The following is a 24,589-nucleotide window of genomic DNA, read 5'->3' on the forward strand; positions in this document are numbered from 1 at the left end:
TATCAGTAAGCCAGTTTATATAATAAATCAGTCAGTGCGCGGACGCCGATCTCAAGCTGTCTGGCTGACGTATATTCCTTCGGTGAGTGGCTGACGCCGCCTCGGCTCGGCACAAACAGCATACAAGCAGGATAGCGCCTTCCGATCATTTGCGCGTCATGCCCTGCTCCGCTCACCATTTCCTCACAGCTGAAGCCGTTTTCTAATGCTGTTTCAAAAGCCGCAGCCTTCAGCCTTTCGTCCATCGGCACAGGCTCTATCCGCATATATTCATCAATCACGGCGCGAATTCCTTTTTGTAGGCAAATGCCGTTGATCAAAGCAACCATGTCTTGATGAAACTGTTCCAGCACATGCTGATGCTGATGGCGAATATCGATTGAAAACTGGACGCGGCCCGGTATGACATTGGCTACATTGGGCTCTGCCGTTATTTTTCCGCATGTCAGACGGAGCTCCTCCGGCAGCTCCTCCGACCGCAGCAGCAGCTCATGAATGATACGGCTGCTGGCTGCGAGCGGGTCCTTGCGCCATTTCATGGAGGTAGTTCCCGCGTGATTGCATTCCCCCTCCAGCGTGACGAGATATCGCCTCTGCCCCGCAATGCTTGTCACAATCCCGAGATCCCGTCCTGACATTTCCAATGTCTGTCCCTGTTCAATATGGAGCTCAACAAAAGCGCTGATATCTGTCCGATATGCTGCCTGAAACACACCTTTGCCAAAACCGTTCTCATGCATCGCATGTTGCAGCGAGACTCCTGATTCGTCTCTTGGCTCTGCTCCATCCTGTAATGAAAAAACACCCGTCATATTCCCTGATCCCCAATAGGTCATTGGAAAACGGCTGCCCTCCTCCTCACATAAGGATACCGCTTCGAGTGTTTTTTTCGGCGCTCCATATGTCTCTTTGAGCCGCTTTATCGCAAGCATTGCCGCCAGAACACCATAGGCGCCGTCGTATTTTCCCCCATTGATGACAGTATCGATATGTGAACCGGTTACAATGACTTCATCCGGAGACTGGGTGCCCGAAAGCCTTCCAAACACATTGCCGACATCGTCGAATCTTGTATCAAGCCCGAAAGAAGACATTTCCGTTTTCACAGCAAGCTGTGCGTCCATCCACTCTTTTGTGTATAAAAGCCTCGTTACGCCGCCATCCGCAGACGCACCGTATTGGGCGAGCCATTCAATATAATCTGTGATGCTGTTTTTTACTGAAAGCTTCTGCTTTTCCATGTACTCCCCCCTCTGGCCGCTATGGTGACTTCATTATAGAAGGAGCAACATGATAGTTCATTGACAGATTAACCAAAAAAACGTTTATTTTTTAGTCACAGTATCCATCCAGCAACCAGATTCACCCTACATGTCACAACTATTTTGATGTAAAGGTCAAAAGAAAACACGGTAAGGAAGAGAGCCAACAAGAGTGAAAGAGCGGGTCAAAATGCCTTTCATATGAACAAGCTAAGCTTGCCGGAGAGGCGATGTTTGCGGAACGGATGAAAACGGAAATGCCGGCAGCTCGCAAAAAACAGGACCTAAAGATATAGGAACAGGAGATTTCCGCCTCCTCCAAAGGGACTAATTTACAATTTTAATGAAAAATATACAAAATGACACTTCTATCCTTTATTTCAATTTTAGATAATAGACATGATCTGATAAAAGGAGGGCAAGTGATGACAAAAAAAGCATGGTTTCTGCCGCTCGTCTGTGTATTACTGATTTCCGGATGGCTTGCGCCGGCAGCTTCAGCAAGCGCGCAAACCGCATTAAGCCTCAATGACCGATTGGCGTCTTCCCCTTCAGGAACAGGAAGCCTTCTCTCATTAGCCGCCCCCGCTGCACCCTATGCTGACACAGATACCTATTATGAAGGGGCTGAAGGTAAAACAGGAGACTCGCTAAAAAGCACCCTGCACCGTATTATCAGCGGACACACGATGCTGTCCTACAGCGAAGTGTGGAACGCGCTGAAAGAAACGGATGAAGATCCGAGAAATCCGAATAACGTCATCCTGCTCTATACGAAAGAATCGCGGTCCAAAAACCTGAACGGCGGGAATGTCGGCGATTGGAACCGCGAGCATGTCTGGGCGAAATCCCATGGCGATTTTGGTACGAGCAAGGGACCTGGTACTGATATTCATCATTTGCGCCCGGCTGATGTTCAAGTTAACAGCGCCAGAGGAAATATGGATTTTGACAATGGCGGCACTGAATATGCGAAGGCACCCGGAAATTATTATGACGGCGATTCATGGGAGCCCCGCGATGATGTGAAAGGCGATGTTGCCCGCATGCTGTTTTACATGGCTGTCCGTTACGAGGGTGATGACGGCTATCCTGATCTTGAGCTTAATGATAAGACAGGCAACGGCTCAGCTCCTTATCATGGCAAACAATCTGTCCTGCTCGAATGGAATAAGCAGGATCCGGTTGACGACCGCGAGCGGAAAAGAAATGAAATCATTTATGAAAAATATCAGCACAACCGCAATCCATTTATCGACCACCCTGAATGGGCGGATGAGATTTGGCCGTAAGAAAAAGGTGCTCCTTTTTAGGAGCACCTTTTTCTAATACACAGCCTCTTCCGTTTCCGCATCGAAAAAGACGACGTGGTCCATTTTCACTGAGAGCTGGATTAAATCGCCTGCATCGATTCGCGTGTTTCCGTCCAGACGGACCTTGAGCCGCTCGTCCCCAGCCATGACATGCACTATGAGCTCCGAGCCCAGATTTTCATTCACCTCCACCTTCGCTTGAAACACTGAATCAAACAACTGTTCATTTCCTGTCATTTGTGTGATGTGCTCCGGCCGTACACCGGCAATCATCTGTTCTCCGGCATATCCCTTTTCCTTCAGCCGCTTTGCTTTTTCCTCAGGAATATGAAGCCGGATCGAAGAATTTGTGAAAAACAGCTCGCCATGCTGCTGTTCTATGATGCCTTTCAAAAAGTTCATCCCAGGAGAGCCAATGAAGCCTGCGACAAACAAATTGGCAGGGTAATGATAAATGTCATGAGGTTTTGCCACTTGCTGAATTTCCCCTTCATTCATGACGACAATCCGATCTCCCATAGTCATTGCTTCGGTCTGGTCATGCGTGACATAAATGATCGTTGCCTCTAATCGCTGGTGCAGCTTGCTGATTTCTGTCCGCATCGTCACTCTTAGTTTTGCATCCAGATTAGAAAGCGGCTCGTCCATTAAAAAGACCTTCGGCTCCCTCACAATCGATCTGCCAAGCGCCACCCTTTGCCGCTGCCCGCCGGAGAGCGCCTTCGGTTTTCTCTTCAGCAAATGTTCAATTTCTAAAATTCTAGCTGCCGCATGAACCCGCTCGGCAATTTCCTGTTTCGCCATCTTTCTGAGCTTTAATCCAAACGCCATATTATCAAAAACCGTCATATGCGGATAAAGCGCATAGTTTTGGAATACCATCGCAATATCACGTTCTTTCGGCGGAAGATCATTGACCCGCTCCCCATCAATAAGAAGATTTCCTTCAGAAATGCTTTCTAATCCAGCCACCATCCGCAGCGTTGTTGATTTTCCGCATCCTGACGGCCCCACCAGCACCAAAAGCTCCTTATCCTTTACATCTAAATCAAAGTCCTTCACGGTTAATTGTGAGTGATATGATTTTTTGACGTGTTCAAATGTTAATGAAGCCATCAGAAAAGTCCCCCTATCTTTTGACCCGTTATTTCGTCACTGGAAACAACTTGGTCTTTCTGTTATTTTTAGAGTAATCGATTCCCATTTTTGCTATATCTCTAAAATAAAAAATGTAAATTTGTATTATAACGTCATAATACATTATAATATAAATAATAGGTTAAAAGGAGGCTACCCTTTGTTAAACAACGGAAGTTCTACACCTTTATACATTCAGCTAAAACAAATCATCACTGATGACATCAAAAAGGGCGTGTATTCCCCAACCGCCAAGCTGCCTACCGAAAACGAACTTTGCAGCAAGTATAACGTCAGCCGCATCACCGTCAGGAAAGCCATTCTCGATTTAGTCGATGAAGGCTATCTGATCAGGCAGCAGGGAAAGGGAACGTTCGTTAAAAGCCCTAAATTAAAACGAGAGCTGATCGCTGTAAACGGCTACTCGGAATTTATGGAATCAACCGGCAAAAAACCGAAGCATCATGTGCTGTCCCATGACATCATTCCAGCGTCAAAACCCATCGCCGAAAAGCTTCAAATCCAACCCGAGAGCCCTGTGGTTGAATTAAAACGGATTTTATATAATGATGATCAGCCTCTCACCTTTGAAGTGACGCATTATCCGCTTGATTTGTTTCCCGGCATTGATACCTTTATTGCTGACGGCGTCTCCATGCATGATATTTTGAAACAGCAATACAAAGTTGTACCCACGCACAATACGAAGCTATTAAACGTTGTATATGCCCAACAGGAGGAAAGCAAATACCTGGATTGCGATATCGGGGATGCGCTGTTTGAAATTGATAAAACGGCTTTTACATCAAACGACCAGCCAATCTATTGCTCATTGTTTTTGATGCACACAAACCGTGTCACTTTTACCATCAACAGCCCCTACACATAACAGGCATAAAAAACGAGACACTGCTTATAGTATTCTCGTTTTTTCACTGCTTCCCCCGTCCTCCAAGCGATAAGGATAGCCATAGCCGAAAGCTCCGTACACACCGCATGTTTTCGCAGCCGTTTCGGCGGCCTGGCGCAAAGCGTACGTTATATCCTGCTTCACGCAAAAGGCAGTCAAAAAGCCTGCTATAAAAGAATCTCCCGCTCCAAGTGTATCTATTATATCAGTTTCCACAATCGGCTGATGATAGATTCGATCACCCGCAGACAGGATTGCTCCTTGGCCCCCTCGGGTCATACAAACCATTTTGGCTCCGTACCCATGAGCTGTTTTGGCAAGCTCGCCGCATTCCGACTCACTCAAATCGCTTCCTGAAAAAAACGCATACGTCACATAAGGACAGACCCTCCTCAAATAATTATCCTCCCGATTGGTTGAAAAATCAAATGAGACCGGGACAAGCCCGCACAGCTGCGGAAGATCGTTCTCAAGCCTGCTGTACACGCTCGTATGCAGCAGATCATGTCCGCTGATAAAGGCTATATCTTTCTCCTGGAACACGAGCCGAAGCCGGGACTGAATGCCGCCTTTATTTGACCTGACAAAAATGCGGTCCCCCTGTTCATCAAGGGTGACAATCGCCATCCCGTTTTCCCCGTGCGCCTGGCGGATATAATCTGCATTGACCTGCTCCAGCTTGAGAACGTTCAACAGATGTGCCGCGGCTTCGTCATTGCCGACGATTCCGATATAGGAAGACTCATGCCCGAGCCGCTTGGCAAGCACAGCGACGTTTAGGGCATTTCCTCCCGGGTAGAATGTTTCTTGGTCCTGATAATAATCTACAACGTTATCTCCAACCGCAATCAATTTCATAGCGCTTCCTCCTTTATCCTTTTACACTGCCGCTTGCAATCCCGCGGACAAAATATTTCTGCATCAATAAAAATAGAATAATAATCGGCGCGGCTGAAATCGTTAACCCCGCCAGCAGGACACCCCAGTCTGTCTGCAGCGCGTCTCTGAACTGCATCAGCCCGGCTGGAATGGTCCGCAAATTCTCATCATCTATGAAAATAATCGCAAACATAAACTCATTCCATGTATGGTAAGCTGTCAAAATGCCGGATGTCACCAAAATCGGCACGCTCATTGGTAAGAAAATTCTGAAAAATACTCCAAAACTTGTACACCCATCCAAATAGGCCGCCTCCTCCAATTCTTTGGAAATAGAAAGAAAATAAGAGCGGATCAAAATGATGGTGAATGGGATCCGATAAGCCGCATACGGCAGGATTAACGCCCAATACGTATTGTACAGGCCAAGCGACTGAATAATAGAATAAAGCGGCACAAGACTGACCTGCGGCGTCAGCATCAATCCGCCGAGACATAGCACCAAGAAGAATCCTTTTCCTTTAAACTCAAACCGGGAAAGGCCATACGCTGCCCATGCACTGATAAAGACAGTGATCACACACGTCAGCGCCGTAACGATGACACTGTTCATAAAATAAGAAGAAATCCCCTGGTTCCAGGCGGAAACAAAATTTTCCGGATGCCACGAAGACGGCAGCGACCAGCTGTGCTCAAAAATATCGTCAGAGTTTTTAAAGGCGCTCATCACCATCCAGAGAAGCGGATAGGCAATCGCAATCAGATATAGAAACAGAAAAACCCACACAGACGTTTCTCCGATATACCATTTTCGTCTAGGCTTTCTTTTCACCTCAATGTGCTGGTCAGGCACAGGCTCCAACCTGAACGAATCTGTCTTCTTCTGAGGCAGCATCAGTTACTCCTCCTTTCCGGTTTTAAAGAACTTCATTTGCATGAGCGATAATGCAAGCGTAATGATTAACACGACAGTGGCAATCGCTGAGGCGTAGCCCATCATATCCTTTGTAAAGGCGCTTTTATATAAAAACGTGCTCAAGACTTCTGACGCGTTTCCCGGCCCGCCGCCTGTCAAAATGTACGGCTCATTAAAGACCGTAAAGGCCCCGGTCAGCGTCATGACCACCGCAACAAAAGACATCTCTTTCGTCTGGGGAACAGTAATATGAAAAAACTGCTGAATTTTACCCGCGCCGTCAAGCCGGGCCGCTTCATACAGTTCATCCGGTATTTTTTGAATCGACACAATGTACAGCATCGCAATATAACCGACAGATTGCCACTGGGACACAAAAATGACAGAAAGCATAGCTGTGCTGTCATCCCCGAGCCAGGCCCTCGTCAGCTGATCAAGACCGATGGCCTGAAGCAGCTGATTCAAAAGCCCTGTCTCCGGATTGTAAATAAAATCAAACAAAAGCGCGATCACAGTCATTGAGATGACAACCGGCAAAAAGAAAACGGTACGAAAAAACGGCGACCATTTTCTGACCAGCTTATCCTCAAGCACCGCCGCCAAAATCAAACCGCCAAATACCTGGCATACAATTGAGATCACTGCATAAAGCACATTATTGGTAAGTGCCTGATAGAAGACAGGATCATGAAATAATTCAACATAGTTTTTTAAGCCGATAAACGTTTTTTCCGGAGAAAATGAGCTCCACTGAAACAGGCTGAGGAATACATTCTCAAAAATCGGGATATAAACGAAAAGTAAAAAAACGAGAGCGGGCACCAAAAACAAATAGGGGATTATTTTATTCTGATTGACCAAGGGTATCTCATCTCCTTTATAAAAAGAAAAGGTGCGAAGCTTCACCTTTTCTTTGATTTATTCAGCTGACGCCCTCACCTGCTTTGCTGCCTTTTGAACGGCTTTCATCACCTGCTGCGGTGTCATGTCGCCGCCAAGCATTTGCTGGACGCCTGTTAGGTACGCATCTGCGACTTCAACATCGACATCCATATCAAACCATGGAACCATTGATTTGGCATCAACGATATGCTGAACGGCTTCACGCTGAATAGCTGTTGCATTTTCTTCAGTAGCCGTACCTTGCACTGCACTGTATTTCCCGACATCTTTCACGAGCTTTTCGCCCATTTTTTTCGACGTCAAGAACTGCAAAAATTCCATCGCTTCCTTCGGATGTTTTGTTCTTGAGGAAATCATGAATCCTTCCGGCGCTCCCGTTAACGCTTCTGAAGATCCTTTTTTCCCGCTGATTTCAGGAAATGGGAACATCCCGAGATTAACCGGTTCAACCAGCTTGATTTCCGCTGTTTCCGCATATATCATCGCCGACTTTCCGCTCTTAAATTGCTGTCTCACATATTCGTGGTCGACGGAGTTTACATGTTTATTAAAGTAAGGCATCAGCTCTTGAAGCTTTTCAAGTGCTTTTACGTAGCCTTCATCAGTAAATTCACCCGTTTTGGCGTTATAGTCCTTTTCCCGTGTTTTTTCATCGACCATCCGCTGATTAAGCGTGCCGATATAGTGCGAGATTGTCCAAGTCGCCTTTGTTCCAAAGCTGATCGGTGTGTAGCCATGTTCTTTCAGCTTTTTTGACACATCGATTAATTCATCCCACGTCTTCGGGGGATCAAGATTCAGCTTTTGGAAAATGTCTTTATTATAGAAGAATGATTTAGCGTCCATTTGCCACGGTACGCCATATTGCTTGTTTTCATAAGTAAATGGTGTAATTTGCGATTGAACGAGCTGTGATGACCAATCGGTGTCATTTTTGTAGTAGGACGAGAGATCAAGTGCTTTATTGCCTCTGATAAATTTAAAAGCAAACTCATCGCTCCAAGAGAAGTAAATGTCAGGAGGGCTGGTGGTTCCCAGCATGACCTTAATTTTATCTTTATAGGAGTCATTTAAAACGGCTTCAATTTGAATATCGATATCTGGGTGTTCTTTTTCAAATTCCTTAACAACCTCTTCAAAATAACTTTTTTCCGGCTCCTTCGGCCATCTGTGGAAAAATTTCAATGTCACCTTTCCGTCCGCTGAACTGCTTTGGCTCGAACAGCCTGCAATGGTGAACATACTGACAGCTGCAATGATCAAGAACAACAACATTTTCTTCAAAGGGTTGGCCTCCTCTGGACATTAGACTATAATGTTATATAACATTATAGTCTAATGCATAATGGTTCCTCATTTTCAGATCAATACTCAACTTTCCACATGTATCTTCTATGAGATAAAGGATGATTTCTCGCCTCTGCCAGCTCGTCTGCATAGCTTCTCAGCACACGATTGAGAACGAGCGGAGCAAGATAGCCTTTAACTGAATCGTCAATTGCAGTGAAGTCGTAAGATGCAGCATCAAGCACAGTGAGCTTTTTGCCATACTTTTTCGAGAAGGTAAGCGCCCGCTCTTCAAGAGGTCTTGTTTCATCTAAACCGAGCAGGATGATAAACGGCACGGATTCATCAATAATTTCAAACGGTCCGTGAAAATATTCTCCGGCATGAATGGCGTGGGAATGAATCCATTGCATTTCCATGAGAATGCAGATGCTGTAGGAGTAAGCGACACCGTAGTTTGCACCGCTTGCCATGGTATAAATAATACTTTCTTTTTCATGGGCTTTTGCAAATTGCTTGGCGTTGTCAGCTTCCTGCTTAAGGGCTTTTTCATATACAGCCTGCAATTGATCTAAGCCTTCAATTGCTTGTTGGAATTTCGTATTGTTTTCTAATACTTGCAGGGTTCCAAAAACGATTTGATACAAAACGCCATAGTTTGTATTGATCGCAAGCGCCTCATCACCCCAATCGTACTGGGCAACATATTGCGCTTCCTGCGCTAAAGGAGACTCCGGTTTAAACGTCATCGCAATCGTAAGTGCACCCTTGCCCCTTGCAAACGCAGCAGCTTTGACTGTCTCCGGGGTATTTCCCGAATGCGAGCACAAAATAACAAGAGACTTTTCACCAAGCTGAACAGGGTTGCGCTGAATAAATTCGTTGGCGCTGTAGAGGTCGGAGTTTATTGATTTTGACTCTCTGTCAAACACATACTTACTCGGATACATAATGGCAGAAGACCCTCCGCATGCGACAAAGAATACATGATCAATGGTTTTCCCTTTCAAATCCTGCAAGAAAGCTTGAACCTCACGATTTACTTTTGCTGTGGCCTGACTCAAATCCTTCACTCCCCGTTTTTATTATATAACGTTATATAACATTATATATTGTTATATTAAAGTCCGCGGCTAGGATTGTCAATATTATTTTCTGAAATTTCTCAATAACTTATTCGAATGATAGACAAAGGGTCTATATGCGAAAAAATGCCCAAATCAAAAGCCAGAACTTGACTTAAGCTCTGGCTCGCTGTTCAATCCGCAGACTGACGTCTTATTTAAAAAATACCTTGTCTATGTTGTACTTCGAGTGCTGTGTATTGATGATATATGTTTCGTAAATCTCTCTTTCCATTGGATCATCAACTACACATACCTCAATTTTATATACTTCGTCTCTGTGATGTTTGATCGGTGAAACAGTGTCTTCGAAATGCTTCTTAATTCTCTGTCTTAACTTTCTGGCTTTACCGACAAACAGCAGCTCGTCATGAATGTTGTAAAACATAAAAATGCCGCCTTTGTCCCTTGGGATCTGGTGAAAGTCGATGAATCCGTGAATCGGTTTTATCTTCGGTTCGTTATCATTAGCTGACTGCTGTCGTTCAGTGATGGTGACATTCGGTGCGGGTATATCAATTTTTATCAAAATCAGTTCACGTCCTCTTTTTCATTAAAGATAAATGCTAACACATACAGAAAAGAAAAGCCAGAACAGCTTTATACTATTTGTTTGTTAAGCCTTTATTTATTATGCAAGCGCTCCGGCTGGATCATACGGGCCAAGGTCGATTTCAGTCTGCTTTCCGAGAACGAGTTTTGCGAGCTCTGCACCCAAGAACGGCCCCATCGTCAGTCCAGAAGCACCCAAACCGTTTGCAGCATACAGGCCTTGAACATTCGGCACGGCCCCTACGACCGGCAGAAATCCGGGTGTAAACGGCCTGAAGCCCACTCTTGTTTCAACAGCAGCCGCATCAGCAAGACCCGGTGCAACGGCTAACGCTTTGCTCAATACTTCGTGCTGGCCTCCGGCTGTCACACGAAGATCATCAAGGCCGGCATCGTTTTCGTGTGTGGCGCCGGCTACAATTCTGCCGTTATCAAACGAAAGAATGTACTGATCACTCGGCGGCATTACAACCGGCCACGATCCTGTATCTGCATCTGTCATTTCAAAATGCATAATCTGCGCTTTTTGAAATGACACTTGAAAATGAATGCCAAGAGGCTTCAATATCTCATTGGCCCATGCTCCCGCCGTCACAATGACCGCGTCAGCCGCAAACTGCTTTGCATCTGTTTGCACGCCGGTGACTGTTCCGTTTTCAAAAAGCAAAGACGCATTTCCTTTGATGACCGTTGCGCCGTGTTTCTCTGCAGCGCTTAAAAGCGACCGGCACAGCGCTCTCCCGTTCACACGGGCGGCACCGCTGATATGAACCGATTCATAGCCGTCAGCTAAAATCGGAAACAGCTTTTTCGTTTCACTTGCAGACAAGCGGGTAATGTCGCCGATTTCCGGCGCATCCTCCCGTCTCTTATACGCTCTTTCCTCCATTTTATCGAGTTTAGACGCGTCAGTATGAATGCTGATGGCACCGACACGTTTGTATCCTGTATCCGATTCACCGTCTTTTTCCAATTGATGGATTAAATCCTTATAGTACCGGGCTCCCCCCTTAGCAAGCTGGTACCAATCCTGATTACGGCGTTGCGAGAGCCATGGACAGACGATCCCCGCCGCCGCATCAGTCGCTTGTCCCGGCTCTTTCCGATCAATGACAGTAACGCGAGCGCCTGATTTTGCGAGATGATAAGCCGTCGACGCGCCCAGAATCCCTGCGCCGACGATGATGTACGATTTCATATGCAAACACCTTTTCTATTATAATGTCTATTCATTTTACCAAATAGAATGCTTTCCTTCGACCTTTTGCCCTAATGTGGAAAAACCGCGAAGTTCGTCCAATCTCTTTACTCTCCTATCGAATATCCTGTCACTATCAATAGAGAAAGGATGATACCATGAGCGAAAATCGTCATGAAAATGAAGAAAACAGACGCGATGCGGCAGTGGCAAAAGTCCAAAACAGCGGTAATGCAAAAGTCGTGGTCAGCGTGAACACAGATCAGGATCAGGCACAGGCGCAGTCACAAGACGGAGAAGACTAATGAACGAAAACATCATTCCTCTTAACAGACATACTCAAGAGATACCCACTACTGAATCTGTTATCAAAAACAGCGGCAACTCAGAGGTCCATATCGACATTCACATTGATACAATGCCAATTGCTTTTGCTATATTATGCTCTGCATTAGCCGCAAAGCAGATGACAAAAGAGGAATTCGATATGGCTTATACTCAATTGCGAGAGATGAACAGAGAAAATAACAGCAGATCATCTGTAAAGCAAATTATCAATCAGGAGACAGAAGAAGAGTAAAAAACCGCGGGCCCTGTGGCCAGCGGTTTTTCTTCTGCATACAAAAAGGACGCGACTGAATCGGTTACTTCTGTACAATTTGAATAAGGTTACCGCATGTATCGTCGAAGACAGCTATTGTGACTTCGCCCATTTTTGTCGGTTCCATCGTAAACGTCACGCCTTTTTCCTTTAATCGGTTGTACTCTTTTTGAATATCTGCAACGCCAAACATTGTGGCCGGGAGGCCTTCGGAGAATATCTTCTTTTGATACTCCTTGGCGGCAGGATGTTCATTCGGTTCGAGTAAAAGCTCGGTTCCGTCTTGATCATCTGGAGAAACAAGCGTTATCCACCTGAATTTCCCCATGGGAACATCCTCCTTTTTTACAAACCCCAGTTTTTCTGTATAGAACTTCAGTGCCTTGTCTTGATCTTGCACGAATATACTAGTCACAATGATTTTCATATTGTTGTTGCCTCCTTTGATATTTATGGTGCATGGTACTGTGCAAACAATCCGGCTTCAAGCAAAACAAACCAACATTTGTCAGAAACTCAGTACTGGTTTTATAAAATTACTCTATCCATCCTTTCAGCAAATTTTTAAGCGGTTCGTTGTTGAATATAAGTACTCGATATTTTCCCTTTCGTTTTGATGTTACAAGTCCTGCATCCTCCAGTACAGAAAGGTGTTTAGCTATCGCCTGTCGCGTAATAGAAAGGTCGTACTTTGTATTAAGACGTATCGTAAGTTCATACAACGTCAGCTCGTTGCGTTCAGATAATTCGTCTAATATAAGCCGCCGAGTCGAATCGCCGAGTGCTTTGAATATAGCGTCTTTGTTCCAATTCATATATTGAGTATAAGCAACTCATTAGTTGCATGTCAAGTATAAGCAACTGTATGGTTGCGTGATATAGGAACTGAACCTATCCGGCGCAGGTCTGAAATGTTCTAATCGATAAGGAATTAAAACCATTAAAATAACAGTGGATATGTCTCTGAAAAATAAAAGAAGACGAACTTCAAAAGTTCGTCTTCTACAATCAAATTCGGCACGCCGGCCATTTTAAAGTTGATAACTATCTCTAAACCCCTTGATAAACAAAGGGGTTTTCATCATTAACCGATAGAACCTTCCATTTCGAACTTAATCAAACGGTTCATTTCAACTGCGTATTCCATCGGAAGCTCTTTTGTGAATGGCTCGATAAAGCCCATTACGATCATTTCAGTTGCTTCTTCTTCAGAAATACCGCGGCTCATCAAGTAGAAGAGCTGCTCTTCAGATACTTTAGACACTTTCGCTTCGTGCTCCAATGAAATGTTATCATTTAAGATTTCATTGTAAGGAATTGTGTCTGATGTTGATTTGTTATCCATAATGAGCGTATCACACTCGATGTTAGAGCGGGCGCCTTCCGCTTTGCGTCCGAAGTGGACGATTCCGCGGTACGTTACTTTTCCGCCCTGTTTTGAAATCGATTTTGATACGATTGTAGATGATGTGTTTGGTGCAAGGTGAATCATTTTCGCACCTGCATCCTGATGCTGGCCTTTACCCGCAAGAGCAATAGAAAGCGTCATACCGCGCGCGCCTTCGCCTTTTAGGATACAAGCCGGATATTTCATTGTCAGCTTAGAACCGATGTTGCCGTCGATCCATTCCATTGTTGCGTTTTCTTCACAGACTGTACGCTTTGTTACAAGGTTGTAAACGTTGTTCGCCCAGTTTTGGATCGTTGTATAACGGCAGTAGCCGCCTTTTTTCACGATGATCTCAACGACCGCACTGTGAAGTGAGTTTGTTGTGTAAACAGGCGCAGTACAGCCTTCAACATAATGAACACTTGCTTCTTCGTCAACAATGATCAGTGTACGTTCGAACTGACCCATGTTCTCAGAGTTGATACGGAAGTAAGCTTGAAGCGGTGTTTCAACCTTCACGCCTTTAGGCACGTAGATGAAAGATCCGCCGGACCAAACAGCTGAGTTAAGCGCCGCAAACTTGTTATCAGTCGGCGGGATTACTTTTGCCCAGTGCTCACGGAAAATATCTTCATTCTCTTTCAGCGCGCTGTCAGTGTCTTTAAAGACGATGCCTTGCGCTTCAAGATCTTCTTTCATGTTGTGGTATACAACCTCAGATTCGTACTGAGCAGAAACACCCGCAAGGTATTTTTGTTCAGCTTCAGGAATACCGAGCTTGTCGAATGTTTGTTTAATTTCTTCAGGAACTTCATCCCAAGAACGCTCTGAACGCTCAGACGGTTTTACGTAGTACGTAATTTCGTCAAAGTTCAGTGAGTTTAAATCTCCGCCCCATTGAGGCATCGGCATATTGTAGAAATGCTCAAGTGATTTCAAGCGGAAGTCAAGCATCCATTGAGGCTCTTCTTTCATGCGAGAAATTTCTTCTACGATTTCTTTTGTCAATCCGCGCTCTGAACGGAAAATGGAAACGTCCTTGTCGTGAAAACCATACTTGTATTCACCAATATCAGGCATTTTTTTAGCCATCCATTTTCACTCCAATCCTTTTAATTGCCGCCTTCTTCTTTCGCGACTCCTTTTTCAAGTGCTTTCCATGACAGGGTTGCACATTTAATACGGGCCGGGAATTTTGAAACGCCTTGAAGGGCTTCAATATCCCCGAGATCTATAGAATCATCATACTCTTTCCCTTGCATCATATCCGAGAAAATCTTAGACATGGAAAGGGCAGTTTCAATATCTTTCCCTTTAATCGCCTGAGTCATCATCGAAGCGGATGCCATTGAAATGGAACAGCCTTCCCCTTCAAACTTCGCATCTTCCACGATGTCTCCGTCAAGCTTCATTGTCAGTCTGATGCGGTCGCCGCATGTCGGATTGTTCATATCCACGACAATGCTGTCATTCAAAACCCCTTTATTTCGCGGGTTTTTGTAATGATCCATAATCACCTGTCTGTACAATGTATCTAAGTTTGCATTAAAAGACATTTGTAAAATACTCCTTTGTCTTTTGAAGAGCTTCCACAAGCTTATCAATCTCTTCCTCTGTATTATACAGATAAAAGCTTGCTCTTGCAGTAGCAGTTACATCCAGCCATTTCATCAGCGGCTGCGCACAATGGTGGCCGGCTCTGACTGCGATTCCCTCCGCATCAAGCACAGTCGCCACATCGTGCGGATGAACATCATCAAGGTTAAATGTGACAAGCCCGGCACGCTCTTCCGGCCCGTAAACCGTTACGCCGTCAAGCTGGCGGAAGCGTTCAAGCGCATAAGCAGCAAGCTTGTGCTCATGGCGGGAAATCTCATCAAGACCGATTTCTTCGAGAAAATCAATGGCGGCACCGAGGCCGATTGCTCCTGCAATAATCGGCGTACCCGCTTCGAATTTCCACGGAAGCTCTTTCCAAGTTGATTCATAAAGCCCGACAAAGTCGATCATTTCACCGCCGAATTCGGCAGGCTCCATGTTTTCCAGCAGGGCTTTCTTTCCGTACAGCACACCAACACCGGTAGGTCCGCACATTTTATGGGAAGAAAGCGCAAAGAAGTCGCAATCGAGATCCTGCACGTCAATTTTCATGTGAGGCGTGCTTTGTGCACCGTCCACCACAATGACAGCCCCATTGTCATGAGCGATTTTCGCCATTTCTTTAATCGGGTTGACCGTGCCGAGAACATTAGATACATGAGACACCGCAACAATTTTTGTGTTGCTTGTGACCGTTTCTCTGACGTCTTCTAAAGAAATCGTTCCGTCTTCCTGCAGCGGAATATATTTTAATGTGGCGCCAGTTGCTTTTACAGCCTGCTGCCACGGAATGATATTCGCATGATGCTCCATGTAGGTGATGACCACTTCATCACCAGGTTTCAGGTTGGCGCGCGCATAGCTTAACGCCACCATATTCAGTGATGTGGTCGTGCCTTTTGTGAAAATAATCTCAGCCATTGACTTCGCGTTAATAAACTTGCGGACTTTTTCACGCGCTCCTTCATAACCATCTGTCGCTCTGGTTCCAAGTGTATGGACGCCCCGGTGAACATTGGAATTGTATTGGTTATAATACTTATCCAGTGTTTCAATGACAGCACGCGGCTTCTGGGAAGTCGCCGCGCTGTCGAGATAAACGAGATCATGTCCGTTCACTTGCTGATGAAGGATCGGGAACTGTTCACGAATATCTGTGATATTCATTACTTCACTTTCCTTTCGATAACAGAAACTAATTGTTTCTTAACGCCTTCAATCGGAAGTTCATTTACTACCGGTGCAAGGAATCCGTAAATAACTAAGCGTTCTGCTTCTTCTTTCGGAATTCCGCGGCTCATCAGGTAGTAAAGCTGAATAGGGTCCACACGGCCGACAGATGCCGCATGTCCTGCAGTTACATCGTCTTCGTCAATTAAAAGAATAGGGTTTGCGTCTCCGCGTGCTTTTTCGCTGAGCATCAGCACGCGTGATTCTTGCTCCGCATTCGCTTTAGAAGCGCCATGTTCGATTTTGCCGATTCCGTTAAAGATAGAAGAAGCGGAATCCTTCATCACACCGTGCTTCAAGATATAGCCTTCAGAAGCTTTACCGAAGTGGATGATTTGTGTTGTGAAGTTTTCTGTTTGCTCTCCTCTTCCTACAACAACCGTTTTCGTATCGCCGTATGTGCCGTCACCGTAAAGGTTTGTTGTATTTTCGGAAATCGTGTCGCCGTCGTTCATCAGGCCGAGAGCCCACTCGATTTTGCTGTCGCGTCCGCGCGCAGCACCGCGGCGGTTCACATAAGTTGTCACACCGCTTGACAGATTATCCACCGCACCGTATGTCACGCTGGCATTATCACCTGTGATGACCTCACTGATAATATTGAAGACAGCGTCTTTCGGGTTTACAGTGCTGATGTAGTTTTCTACATATGTTACAGAACTGTGGTCTTCAGCCACAATCAGCACGTGGTTGAATAGAGCTGTATCATTGCTTTCGTGGACATAAACAGCCTGAACCGGCGTCTCCACCTGAACATTTTTCGGAACATAAAGGAATGCTCCTCCGTTAACAAGAGCCGCGTGAAGTGCAGTTAACTTATGTTCGTCAACCTTCACGCCGTCCTTCATAAAGTATTTCTCCACCAAGTCGCTGTGCTCGCGTGCAGCAGTCAGAATATCAGTGAAGATGACGCCTTTGTCTTTCAATTCTTGAGAAAGAGAAAGATGTGCCGGCGTCTGGTCACGCTGTACGTATAATGTTTTATCTTCGTTTTCAATGTCGATCAGCGCTTTTACTTCATCAGTCAAATCTTCTAATGAAGAAAGCGGTTCGTTATCCACTGTATGCTTCGCGAAATTCGTGAAGTTCCAGTTTGTGATTTTTGTTTTGTCAGGTTTCGGCATCGGCAGATCCTCAGCTTGTTCAAGAGCCTGTAAGCGCAGGTTCTTCAGCCAGGCAGGTTCTTGGTGCTTTTCGGAAAAGCTTTTGAGATACTCCTGATCTACGGATAGTTTTGTACCTAGTGTCATATTAATCCCCCTAACGCTTACGCTTCTTGGCCAACAGTTTCGTCTTCAATGCCAAGTTCTTGTTTGATCCAGTCATAACCTTCTGCTTCAAGACGCTGTGCAAGCTCTGCACCGCCGGATTTTACAACGCGGCCTTGCATCATAACGTGAACAACATCCGGAGTGATGTAGTTTAACAGGCGCTGATAGTGAGTGATCATCAAGCAGCCGAAGTTTTCGCTGCGCATTTTGTTGATCCCTTTTGATACAACTTTCAAAGCGTCAATATCAAGACCTGAGTCAATTTCATCAAGGATGGCGATTTTCGGTTCAATCATCATTAATTGAAGGATTTCGTTGCGTTTTTTCTCCCCGCCTGAGAAGCCTTCGTTAAGATAGCGCTGAGCCATTTCAGGGTCCATTTCAAGGAACTCCATGTTTTCGTCCATTTTGCGGATGAATTTCATGAGAGAAATTTCATCGCCTTCTTCTCTGCGCGCGTTGATTGCTGAGCGAAGGAAGTCGGCATTTGTCACACCGCTGATTTCACTTGGGTACTGCATCGCAAGGAATAAGCCTGCCTGCGCACGCTCGTCCACTTCCATCTCCAGTACATCTTTGCCGTCAAGCGTGATGCTGCCTTTTGTTACTTCATATTTAGGATGCCCCATAATAGCAGCTGATAAAGTGGATTTACCAGTTCCGTTCGGGCCCATTACTGCGTGGAATTCTCCACCTTTTATTTCAAGGTTTACACCCTTTAAGATCTCTTTCCCTTCGATTTCAACGTGAAGATCTTTGATCGTTAATGTTGAAGCAGCCATATCTATACCTCCAAAAATATATAATCATTATTCTCATTTTATTCTCATTCTAATTTTATAACAAATGAAAAGTAAATACAACTTTTTATCGTGCCTTGCACATTCCTCAAGTTTAACAAAGATCAGCACTTTATTAAAGCGATTGAAAAAGAAAAAGAGTGGATTCCCACCCTTTTTTAAAAGATTGATTTTCTCAATAAGCTCCCGCAGAAATCCGCTTGCTTTTTTCATAATCAAGCTCTCTCTGCCGCTCTACTTTCATTCTTGTTTCCAGCCGGCGTCCATATTCCTCGTATCCAATTCCGTGTGACAGCTGCATCGCTTTTTCCATTTCTGACGTATAATCGAGGTTCAGTCTGTCCTGGCTGCTGCAAATAATGAATCAATCCCTTCATATATTTGCTTTTTATTGTACCAGTGCTGCGTTGGATGCCGCAAAAACGATTTGGCGTGAAATAGCGGCAGATGAGACGAAAGCATCCTTTCAGAACAAATGAGAATGGTTTTTCGGAATATTCCTTCTCTTAATGCGTGTTGTTTCCGAATTCCTCAATGCACTGTTGAACGACTGTCACGCCTTGGCTGAAAGCTGCGCCGCCTCCAAATGCCGCTGCCACACTGACGGCTTCGAGAATGTTTTCTTCTGTCGCTCCCTGATCGAGACAGCCTTTTGTATGATAGATCATGCAATATTCGTCCTGAGCATTGATGGCAATTCCGAGGGCGATCAGCTGTTTTTCTCTTTCAGTCAGAGAATTCCCGGCAAAGCACTGTTCAGTAAATTCGTTAAATTTTCTTCCCATCAGCGGCATCTTTTGTTCAAATGTGCCTAAACCATGTTTATATTGTTTTAACGCGTCCTGCATGCTTCCTCTGTCTTGATTCAAAGAAAATCCCTCCATCTGTTTAACATTCCTTTTTATTATGAACAGCTTTTAAGAAAATACGCGAAAAAAACCCCGGATTTCTCATCCGGGGTTTCAGTCTTATTCAGATACAGGAAGCACAGCTCCGTCGTATTTTTTCTCGATGAAGTCTTTGATCTTTTTAGAATGAAGAACTTCCATCAGCGCTTTGATTTTGGCAGAATCTTCTTCGCCTTTTCTTACTGCGATAATGTTAGCGTATGGGTTGTTTTTCGTTGATTCTACTTCAATTGCATCTTTTTTAGGATTTAATTTATTTTGGATCGCATAGTTTACATTGATGAAGGCAGCGTCTCCTTCTTTGTTTTCATATGCTTTTGCCGTTAATTCAGGCGCTACCTTTTTGAATTCAAGGTTTTTCGGGTTTTTCTTAATGTCTTTCAATGTTGCGTCAACTGTTTCTACCTTAGAATCAAGAGTGATTAATCCAGCGTTTTCAAGCATTGCAAGCATACGTCCTTGTTCAGCAACGTTGTTTGTCAGAATGATTGTCGCACCGTCTGGAAGGTCTTTCAGTGATTTGTATGTTTTAGAGTAAATACCGAATGGCTCTAAGTGAACAGCACCGGCATTCACAAGTTTGTAATCTGTGTTTTCTTTCATTTCTTGCTCAAGGTAAGGAATGTGCTGGAAGTAGTTCGCGTCCACTTCTTTATCAGCTAAAGCTTTATTGTACATTTTGTAATCACTAAGCACTTTCACTTTCAGCGTATAGCCTTTTTCTTTCAGCAATGGTTCAGCTTCTTTTAAAATTTCCGCATGCGGTGTTTTCGTTGCCGCAACGACAATTTCTTTCTTGCCGGATTCAGCGCCGTTATTCGAACCGCAGGCAGCCATAACTCCTGCAAATACAAGCAGTAATGCACCCAAAAATAGCTTTTTCAATGTAAATCCTCCCTTATCGTTTGTCTATAATATTTGTTATTAGATCACCGATGATTTGAATAATAAACACGATGATTAAAATAAACACAGTAGCAACGAAGGTAACATCAGCGTTATTAGACTGATATCCTTCTACGTACGCAAGGTTTCCAAGGCCTCCTGAACCAATGGCTCCGGCAATTGCCGTTGAGCCGATCAAAGCGATGGCAGTAACCGTAATGCCAGAAATAAGAGCAGGCATTGATTCCGGAATCAGCACTTTGAAAATAATCGTAGACGTTTTCGCGCCCATTGATTTAGCGGCTTCAATCACACCTTTATCCACCTCACGCAGCGCGATTTCAACAAGGCGCGCGTAAAATGGTGCCGAGCCGATTACCAGCGCCGGCAATGCGGCGTTTGGCCCTAAGATCGTGCCGACTAAAAATTTCGTAAAACCTAATAGTAAAATAATTAAAATAAGGAACGGAATCGATCTGAATATGTTAACAACGGCCGAAATCACAGAGTTGACCGCTTTATTCTGCCAGAGGCTTCCTTTGCTCGTCAGAAAGAGCAGCAAGCCGAGGATGACCCCGATGACAAAAGCAAACAGTAAAGAAATCAGCGTCATATAAAGTGTTTCATATGTCGCGTTCCATAATTCAGTTAAATCAACGTTCGGGAAGTATTTTTCAAACATTCGTGATCACCTCTGCTTTCACCTGTTTGTCATTAATGAATCGGATCACGTTTTGCACTTCTTCCTCGTCTCCGTCAATGTGGATGAACAGTGAACCGTAAGCCCCATCCTTCGTCTGCGAAATTTTCCCTTGCAGAATATTGACGCTGACATTGAAGTTTCTGATCATCTCTGTAATCAGAGGCTGTTCAGCTGACTCACCGACAAATGTGAGCTGAACCATTTTTCCTGATGCTGTATCATCAAGAAGGTGCTGAAGCGTCTCTTTCGTTTCTTCCGGCTCTGTCACCTGTTGAACAAATCGTTTTGTCATATGTTCCTTTGGATTTTTAAAGACATCGAGAACCTCGCCTTCTTCGACCACCTTGCCGTTTTCCATGACGGCGACTCTGTTGCAGATTTTGCGGATGACATGCATTTCGTGCGTAATCAGCACAATCGTCAAACCGAGCCTTTCATTAATATCGGACAATAGATCCAGAATTGAATCTGTCGTTTGCGGATCTAATGCTGATGTCGCTTCGTCACAAAGGAGAACCTTCGGATTGTTTGCAAGCGCTCTGGCAATTCCGACACGCTGCTTCTGCCCGCCGCTCAGCTGGGACGGATATGATTTTTCTTTTCCTTCTAAACCTACCAGTTTAATCAGTTCATTGGCGCGCTTGATCCGCTCGCTCTTTTTCACCCCGGCAATTTCTAAAGGAAACATGATATTATCTCTGACGGTCCGCGACCAAAGCAAATTGAAATGCTGGAAAATCATACTGATTTCATGGCGTGCTTTTCTTAAACCGCGTCCATTTACTTCATTAATCTTGGTTCCCGCCACTTCCACGGTTCCTGAGGTTGGTTTCTCAAGGCCGTTCAGCAGACGGATTAAGGAACTCTTACCAGCTCCGCTATATCCTATAATTCCAAAAATCTCACCTTTTTTAATGGAAAGCGAGACATTTTGGACAGCATTGACATCTCCATGTTTCGACTTGTAAACTTTTGAAACATCCTGAAGATTGATCAAAGCAATCACCTGCCTTAACACTATTCTAAGAAATCTTCCGGTTTTTTCTGCAAAAGAAAAGCCTTTCTGCACACTTGAGCAGAAAGGCTTATATAAAATGCCTTTCTCTCATCTTTCAAAGCTGAACGCTTCGTGTGAATTGGCACCATTTCAACAGTGTTGATGGTTGCCGGGCTTCATAGGGCACTTCCCTCCACCTCTCTTGATAAGAGAAATATATAGTCTTTTTCGTCCGGAAATTCTTAATGTAGAATAGCACGGCGAATGATTAAATGTCAATAAAATAAATGATGTCAACTTTTACTATTATAATAATTTATTATTTTTTAATTTTTTAAAATCCTCTGAAAAAACCCATTTGTCAGCCAGAGAATGGCTTCCAGTTTTAACAGGGCCCTGAATGATCCCTTTACTTTGAGGCTTCCGCTCCGAATCAGGTGCTGAAGGGAAATGTCTCCGTGCAATAAATCAATAATTTCCGTTTGGTTTCCGTAAAAGGTCAGGTTGGACGTTTGGGGCGGAGAAACTTTTTTCATTTCTCCCTGTTCGTTTATTGAGACGGTTAAGGCTTCTGCTTCTCCTTGGAAGGTAATGAGCAATGTTGAGGCATTCAAAAGGGGTTTTAAAAACAGATGCTGATACTCATCTTCTAAAACTTCCGCTTTCTCCATATGTACAACCTCCTATTTGTTGGTCATACATACACATTTCTCTCTTTGTCGCAAGAACCCCTTTATAAAACGAACGACAATTTCATTGGATATGCTGAGAAATATGTCATAAATGGGATGCGGAAGATGATTTTTGTTTGATCAGCTCATATAAATAAGAAACGGAATGAAATGCATATCCTCTTTCGACCACCTTTCCGCCTTTAAACAGCAGAAAACAAGGGACGCTTTCAATTTGATACGCTTTTGCGAATGTCGGAGAGTAATTGACATTGTTTTGATAGAAGGCGACATCCGGCAGCATTTCTTTCACCACTGTCAGCATTTTGCTTGCAAGCTGGCAGGTGCCGCAAAACGGAGTATATAAATATAGAAGGTACACATCATCTTCAATATGATCAAGTTCGTGTTCTTGGAGTTCTTTCATGCTATACACCTCGGGACTTTCTTTCAAGAAAAATAGTATGGACATTCAGATTCGCACGCAGCAATACAGAGGCGACATGGTGCCTGGGCGCAGCCGCTACTTCCTTATAGGCTCTGTCGATATGGAGATGGCAGGCTTCATTAAATTCACGCTTCAGCTGTTTTCTCAATTTCTCACCTGATTCATCAGCATCAACTAATATATAGACGTCTTTATCATAAAGCTCGTCAGCCAATTCCTCGAGCCTCAGCTGGCTGATTGTTCCGTTTGTGCAGATAATGCGCACCGGTTCATTCAGGACGCTTTCGATTTTCTCTTTATCTGATTTCCCCTCGACAATCATAACCTTTTCCAGCTCATCCATCTTCATCTTGTTCACCTGCCGCGTCAAATTTGAAACGTTCAGATTGTAAAAGAAGGCAGTGAAATTCACCGCCAACATTAACACCAGCCGTTTTCGTAGTCACAATCTACATATTTTGCGTCGTCTCCAGAGACCACATCGGCTGTCTTATAAAATTTCTCATTTTCAAAGGAATAACCGGACTTAAGCTCATATTCATTCATGCTTGTCATTTGGCCGATCATCTCATTATCATGATATAACGAGAGCCGGCCATTTTGAAAGCGGCCTGTCACGTCATTGGTGACATCGAGCTTTTGTTTGTCGAAAGCCATATTGGACACCTCCCATAACGTTAGCGTGTCCAATTGCTTTTACGGCTATCCTGTTTTAGTCTTCTTGTGTCATCTCTTCGTATTGCTCTGCTGTCATCAGTTTTTCAATTTCAGAAGCGTCGGATGGCTCAACGACGATCATCCATGCTTTTTCGTACGGAGATTCGTTGACGAATTCCGGACTGTCATCAAGATCTTCGTTTACTTCCACAACCGTTCCGTTAATCGGTGCATAAAGCTCAGATACCGTTTTAACGGATTCAACACTGCCGAATGGCTCGTCCGCTTTGATTTCAGCGCCCACTTCAGGAAGTTCGACAAACACGATGTCGCCTAGTTCGGACTGGGCAAAATGCGTAATTCCGATTCTGGCTTTTTCTCCTTCAACTTTTACCCACTCGTGTTCTCCTGAGTAACGCAAATCTTTTGGTATGCTCAATTGAATCCCTCCATTTTTTACAGCACTACAATAAGAAGATACCACACTTTTCAAAAAAAATTTACATTAAGCCCAGTTTTCTTCAAATTGGTCTTCTTTAAATCCGACAGTCACTTTTTCGCCGTCTGTTGTAAGCGGGCGTTTGATCAGCATGCCATCTGAAGCCAGCAGTTCGAGCTGTTCGTCCTCTGACATGTGATACAGCTTTTCCTTGAGATTGAGCTCGCGGTATTTCATGCCGCTCGTGTTGAAAAATTTCTTGAGATCCAGCCCGCTTTTTTCATAAAGCGCTTTTAATTCTTCTTTGCTTGGCGGCTGCTCAGCAATATGTATTTCGTTTATTTCTTTCCCATGCTCTTCAAGCCACTTCTTTGCTTTGCGGCACGTTCCGCATTTAGGGTACCAGTAAAAAGTTAACGACATCTTCTTCCCCCTCAATAAAATAATCGAGGTTATTTTAACACAGTTTGTTTTAAAAACCTAAAACAGTGCTTCTTAAAAAAGAGCTC

The 24,589-nt window shown here is 44.3% G+C and carries 31 protein-coding genes, 1 pseudogene and 1 riboswitch; of the genes and pseudogenes, 5 read left to right on the forward strand and 27 right to left on the reverse strand.

Annotated features, from left to right (window positions below; all coding sequences use genetic code 11):
* Positions 1-2 precede the first annotated feature (2 nt).
* Positions 3-1,241 (reverse strand): allantoate deiminase, encoded by a 1,239-nt coding sequence (gene allC / locus ACZ07B_RS13145; RefSeq protein WP_014477903.1) that lies wholly within the window; start codon positions 1,239-1,241, stop codon positions 3-5.
* A 244-nt stretch (positions 1,242-1,485) separates the two neighbouring features.
* Between allC and ACZ07B_RS13150 the strand changes: the two are divergent.
* Together ACZ07B_RS13150 and ACZ07B_RS13155 are read left to right on the forward strand one after the other, a co-directional pair.
* Positions 1,486-1,555, forward strand: a pseudogene (locus tag ACZ07B_RS13150) (hypothetical protein); the annotation flags it as partial.
* A gap of 132 nt (positions 1,556-1,687) precedes the next feature.
* The gene (locus ACZ07B_RS13155) at positions 1,688-2,554 is read left to right on the forward strand and encodes an endonuclease I family protein (protein ID WP_042974677.1); all 867 of its coding nucleotides are present in this window, start codon (positions 1,688-1,690) and stop codon (positions 2,552-2,554) included.
* 33 nt (positions 2,555-2,587) lie between these two features.
* On the opposite strand, the gene ACZ07B_RS13160 is transcribed toward ACZ07B_RS13155, so the two are convergent.
* Positions 2,588-3,691 carry an ABC transporter ATP-binding protein gene (locus tag ACZ07B_RS13160; protein ID WP_216995492.1) on the reverse strand — a complete coding sequence of 368 codons (1,104 nt, stop codon included), beginning with the start codon at positions 3,689-3,691 and terminating at the stop codon, positions 2,588-2,590.
* A gap of 181 nt (positions 3,692-3,872) precedes the next feature.
* Here ACZ07B_RS13160 and frlR point away from each other — a divergent pair, with 181 nt between their 5' ends.
* Entirely contained in the window at positions 3,873-4,601 is a 729-nt protein-coding gene (gene frlR, locus ACZ07B_RS13165; RefSeq protein ID WP_217002927.1) for a transcriptional regulator FrlR, read from the forward strand.
* 24 nt (positions 4,602-4,625) lie between these two features.
* Here frlR and frlD read toward each other — a convergent pair whose 3' ends face one another.
* The 7 genes from frlD to ACZ07B_RS13200 all read right to left on the reverse strand — a co-directional run bounded on the left by frlD (position 4,626) and on the right by ACZ07B_RS13200 (position 11,481).
* Positions 4,626-5,480 (reverse strand): fructosamine kinase FrlD, encoded by an 855-nt coding sequence (gene frlD, locus ACZ07B_RS13170; protein WP_406900938.1) that lies wholly within the window; start codon positions 5,478-5,480, stop codon positions 4,626-4,628.
* Between the two features lie 13 nt (positions 5,481-5,493).
* A complete protein-coding gene (locus ACZ07B_RS13175) occupies positions 5,494-6,396 on the reverse strand; it encodes a carbohydrate ABC transporter permease (protein WP_014477909.1) in 903 nt (300 codons plus the stop codon).
* A gap of 3 nt (positions 6,397-6,399) precedes the next feature.
* Positions 6,400-7,278 carry a carbohydrate ABC transporter permease gene (locus ACZ07B_RS13180; RefSeq protein ID WP_014477910.1) on the reverse strand — a complete coding sequence of 293 codons (879 nt, stop codon included), beginning with the start codon at positions 7,276-7,278 and terminating at the stop codon, positions 6,400-6,402.
* Positions 7,279-7,335: 57 nt separating this feature from the next.
* The gene (locus tag ACZ07B_RS13185) at positions 7,336-8,604 is read right to left on the reverse strand and encodes an ABC transporter substrate-binding protein (protein WP_464877302.1); all 1,269 of its coding nucleotides are present in this window, start codon (positions 8,602-8,604) and stop codon (positions 7,336-7,338) included.
* A gap of 80 nt (positions 8,605-8,684) precedes the next feature.
* Positions 8,685-9,671, reverse strand: a complete 987-nt coding sequence (frlB, locus tag ACZ07B_RS13190; protein WP_015251278.1) for a fructosamine deglycase FrlB — start codon at positions 9,669-9,671, stop codon at positions 8,685-8,687.
* A gap of 214 nt (positions 9,672-9,885) precedes the next feature.
* Positions 9,886-10,260 carry a nucleotide excision repair endonuclease gene (locus tag ACZ07B_RS13195; protein ID WP_003228617.1) on the reverse strand — a complete coding sequence of 125 codons (375 nt, stop codon included), beginning with the start codon at positions 10,258-10,260 and terminating at the stop codon, positions 9,886-9,888.
* A 102-nt stretch (positions 10,261-10,362) separates the two neighbouring features.
* Entirely contained in the window at positions 10,363-11,481 is a 1,119-nt protein-coding gene (locus tag ACZ07B_RS13200; RefSeq protein WP_095843923.1) for an NAD(P)/FAD-dependent oxidoreductase, read from the reverse strand.
* A gap of 158 nt (positions 11,482-11,639) precedes the next feature.
* On the opposite strand from ACZ07B_RS13200, the gene sspG reads away from it, so the two are divergent.
* Both sspG and ACZ07B_RS13210 read left to right on the forward strand, forming a co-directional pair.
* Positions 11,640-11,786 carry an acid-soluble spore protein SspG gene (sspG, locus tag ACZ07B_RS13205; protein WP_003228613.1) on the forward strand — a complete coding sequence of 49 codons (147 nt, stop codon included), beginning with the start codon at positions 11,640-11,642 and terminating at the stop codon, positions 11,784-11,786.
* The gene (locus ACZ07B_RS13210) at positions 11,786-12,061 is read left to right on the forward strand and encodes a hypothetical protein (RefSeq protein ID WP_003243521.1); all 276 of its coding nucleotides are present in this window, start codon (positions 11,786-11,788) and stop codon (positions 12,059-12,061) included. Before sspG ends, ACZ07B_RS13210 begins: the two co-directional genes overlap by 1 nt.
* Before the next feature lie 64 nt (positions 12,062-12,125).
* Here ACZ07B_RS13210 and glxB read toward each other — a convergent pair whose 3' ends face one another.
* From glxB to ACZ07B_RS13300, 18 genes are all read right to left on the reverse strand, one after another.
* The gene (gene glxB / locus ACZ07B_RS13215; RefSeq protein ID WP_063334628.1) at positions 12,126-12,509 is read right to left on the reverse strand and encodes a methylglyoxalase; all 384 of its coding nucleotides are present in this window, start codon (positions 12,507-12,509) and stop codon (positions 12,126-12,128) included.
* Between the two features lie 109 nt (positions 12,510-12,618).
* Entirely contained in the window at positions 12,619-12,897 is a 279-nt protein-coding gene (locus ACZ07B_RS13220) for an ArsR/SmtB family transcription factor (RefSeq protein WP_024571868.1), read from the reverse strand.
* 269 nt (positions 12,898-13,166) lie between these two features.
* Complete coding sequence (gene sufB, locus ACZ07B_RS13225; protein WP_003228608.1) at positions 13,167-14,564, reverse strand: Fe-S cluster assembly protein SufB; 1,398 nt, start codon at positions 14,562-14,564, stop codon at positions 13,167-13,169.
* A 20-nt stretch (positions 14,565-14,584) separates the two neighbouring features.
* On the reverse strand, positions 14,585-15,028 hold the full coding sequence (gene sufU, locus ACZ07B_RS13230) for a Fe-S cluster assembly sulfur transfer protein SufU (protein WP_003222809.1): 444 nt from the start codon (positions 15,026-15,028) through the stop codon (positions 14,585-14,587).
* On the reverse strand, positions 15,018-16,238 hold the full coding sequence (sufS, locus tag ACZ07B_RS13235; protein WP_003228604.1) for a cysteine desulfurase SufS: 1,221 nt from the start codon (positions 16,236-16,238) through the stop codon (positions 15,018-15,020). Before sufS ends, sufU begins: the two co-directional genes overlap by 11 nt.
* Entirely contained in the window at positions 16,238-17,551 is a 1,314-nt protein-coding gene (gene sufD, locus ACZ07B_RS13240; protein WP_003228602.1) for a Fe-S cluster assembly protein SufD, read from the reverse strand. The genes sufS and sufD overlap by 1 nt, the downstream gene beginning before the upstream one ends.
* A 17-nt stretch (positions 17,552-17,568) precedes the next feature.
* A complete protein-coding gene (sufC, locus tag ACZ07B_RS13245) occupies positions 17,569-18,354 on the reverse strand; it encodes a Fe-S cluster assembly ATPase SufC (RefSeq protein ID WP_003151872.1) in 786 nt (261 codons plus the stop codon).
* A gap of 193 nt (positions 18,355-18,547) precedes the next feature.
* Positions 18,548-18,685, reverse strand: coding sequence for a hypothetical protein (locus tag ACZ07B_RS13250; RefSeq protein WP_003228600.1), 138 nt, complete (start codon positions 18,683-18,685; stop codon positions 18,548-18,550).
* Positions 18,686-18,878: 193 nt separating this feature from the next.
* Positions 18,879-19,256: a carboxymuconolactone decarboxylase family protein gene (locus ACZ07B_RS13255; protein ID WP_217017065.1), complete on the reverse strand. Its 378-nt coding sequence runs from the start codon at positions 19,254-19,256 to the stop codon at positions 18,879-18,881.
* A gap of 84 nt (positions 19,257-19,340) precedes the next feature.
* A complete protein-coding gene (gene metQ / locus ACZ07B_RS13260; protein WP_032722486.1) occupies positions 19,341-20,165 on the reverse strand; it encodes a methionine ABC transporter substrate-binding lipoprotein MetQ in 825 nt (274 codons plus the stop codon).
* Positions 20,166-20,178: 13 nt separating this feature from the next.
* A complete protein-coding gene (gene metP, locus ACZ07B_RS13265) occupies positions 20,179-20,847 on the reverse strand; it encodes a methionine ABC transporter permease MetP (RefSeq protein ID WP_047183148.1) in 669 nt (222 codons plus the stop codon).
* A complete protein-coding gene (metN, locus tag ACZ07B_RS13270; protein WP_464877303.1) occupies positions 20,840-21,865 on the reverse strand; it encodes a methionine ABC transporter ATP-binding protein MetN in 1,026 nt (341 codons plus the stop codon). Before metN ends, metP begins: the two co-directional genes overlap by 8 nt.
* Positions 21,866-21,970: 105 nt before the next feature.
* Positions 21,971-22,077, reverse strand: a riboswitch (SAM riboswitch).
* A gap of 114 nt (positions 22,078-22,191) precedes the next feature.
* Positions 22,192-22,536, reverse strand: coding sequence for an SCP2 sterol-binding domain-containing protein (locus ACZ07B_RS13275; protein WP_464877304.1), 345 nt, complete (start codon positions 22,534-22,536; stop codon positions 22,192-22,194).
* A gap of 106 nt (positions 22,537-22,642) precedes the next feature.
* Positions 22,643-22,963, reverse strand: a complete 321-nt coding sequence (locus tag ACZ07B_RS13280) for a thioredoxin family protein (protein ID WP_014480792.1) — start codon at positions 22,961-22,963, stop codon at positions 22,643-22,645.
* A 1-nt stretch (position 22,964) separates the two neighbouring features.
* Complete coding sequence (locus ACZ07B_RS13285) at positions 22,965-23,327, reverse strand: toprim domain-containing protein (protein WP_015483668.1); 363 nt, start codon at positions 23,325-23,327, stop codon at positions 22,965-22,967.
* Positions 23,328-23,404: 77 nt separating this feature from the next.
* Positions 23,405-23,641: a YusG family protein gene (locus ACZ07B_RS13290; protein ID WP_003228581.1), complete on the reverse strand. Its 237-nt coding sequence runs from the start codon at positions 23,639-23,641 to the stop codon at positions 23,405-23,407.
* A gap of 55 nt (positions 23,642-23,696) precedes the next feature.
* Entirely contained in the window at positions 23,697-24,080 is a 384-nt protein-coding gene (gcvH, locus tag ACZ07B_RS13295) for a glycine cleavage system protein GcvH (protein WP_003222781.1), read from the reverse strand.
* 66 nt (positions 24,081-24,146) lie between these two features.
* Positions 24,147-24,503: an arsenate reductase family protein gene (locus ACZ07B_RS13300; protein ID WP_003222779.1), complete on the reverse strand. Its 357-nt coding sequence runs from the start codon at positions 24,501-24,503 to the stop codon at positions 24,147-24,149.
* Positions 24,504-24,589 lie beyond the last annotated feature (86 nt).

Source organism: Bacillus sp. 9.4 (assembly GCF_055486415.1).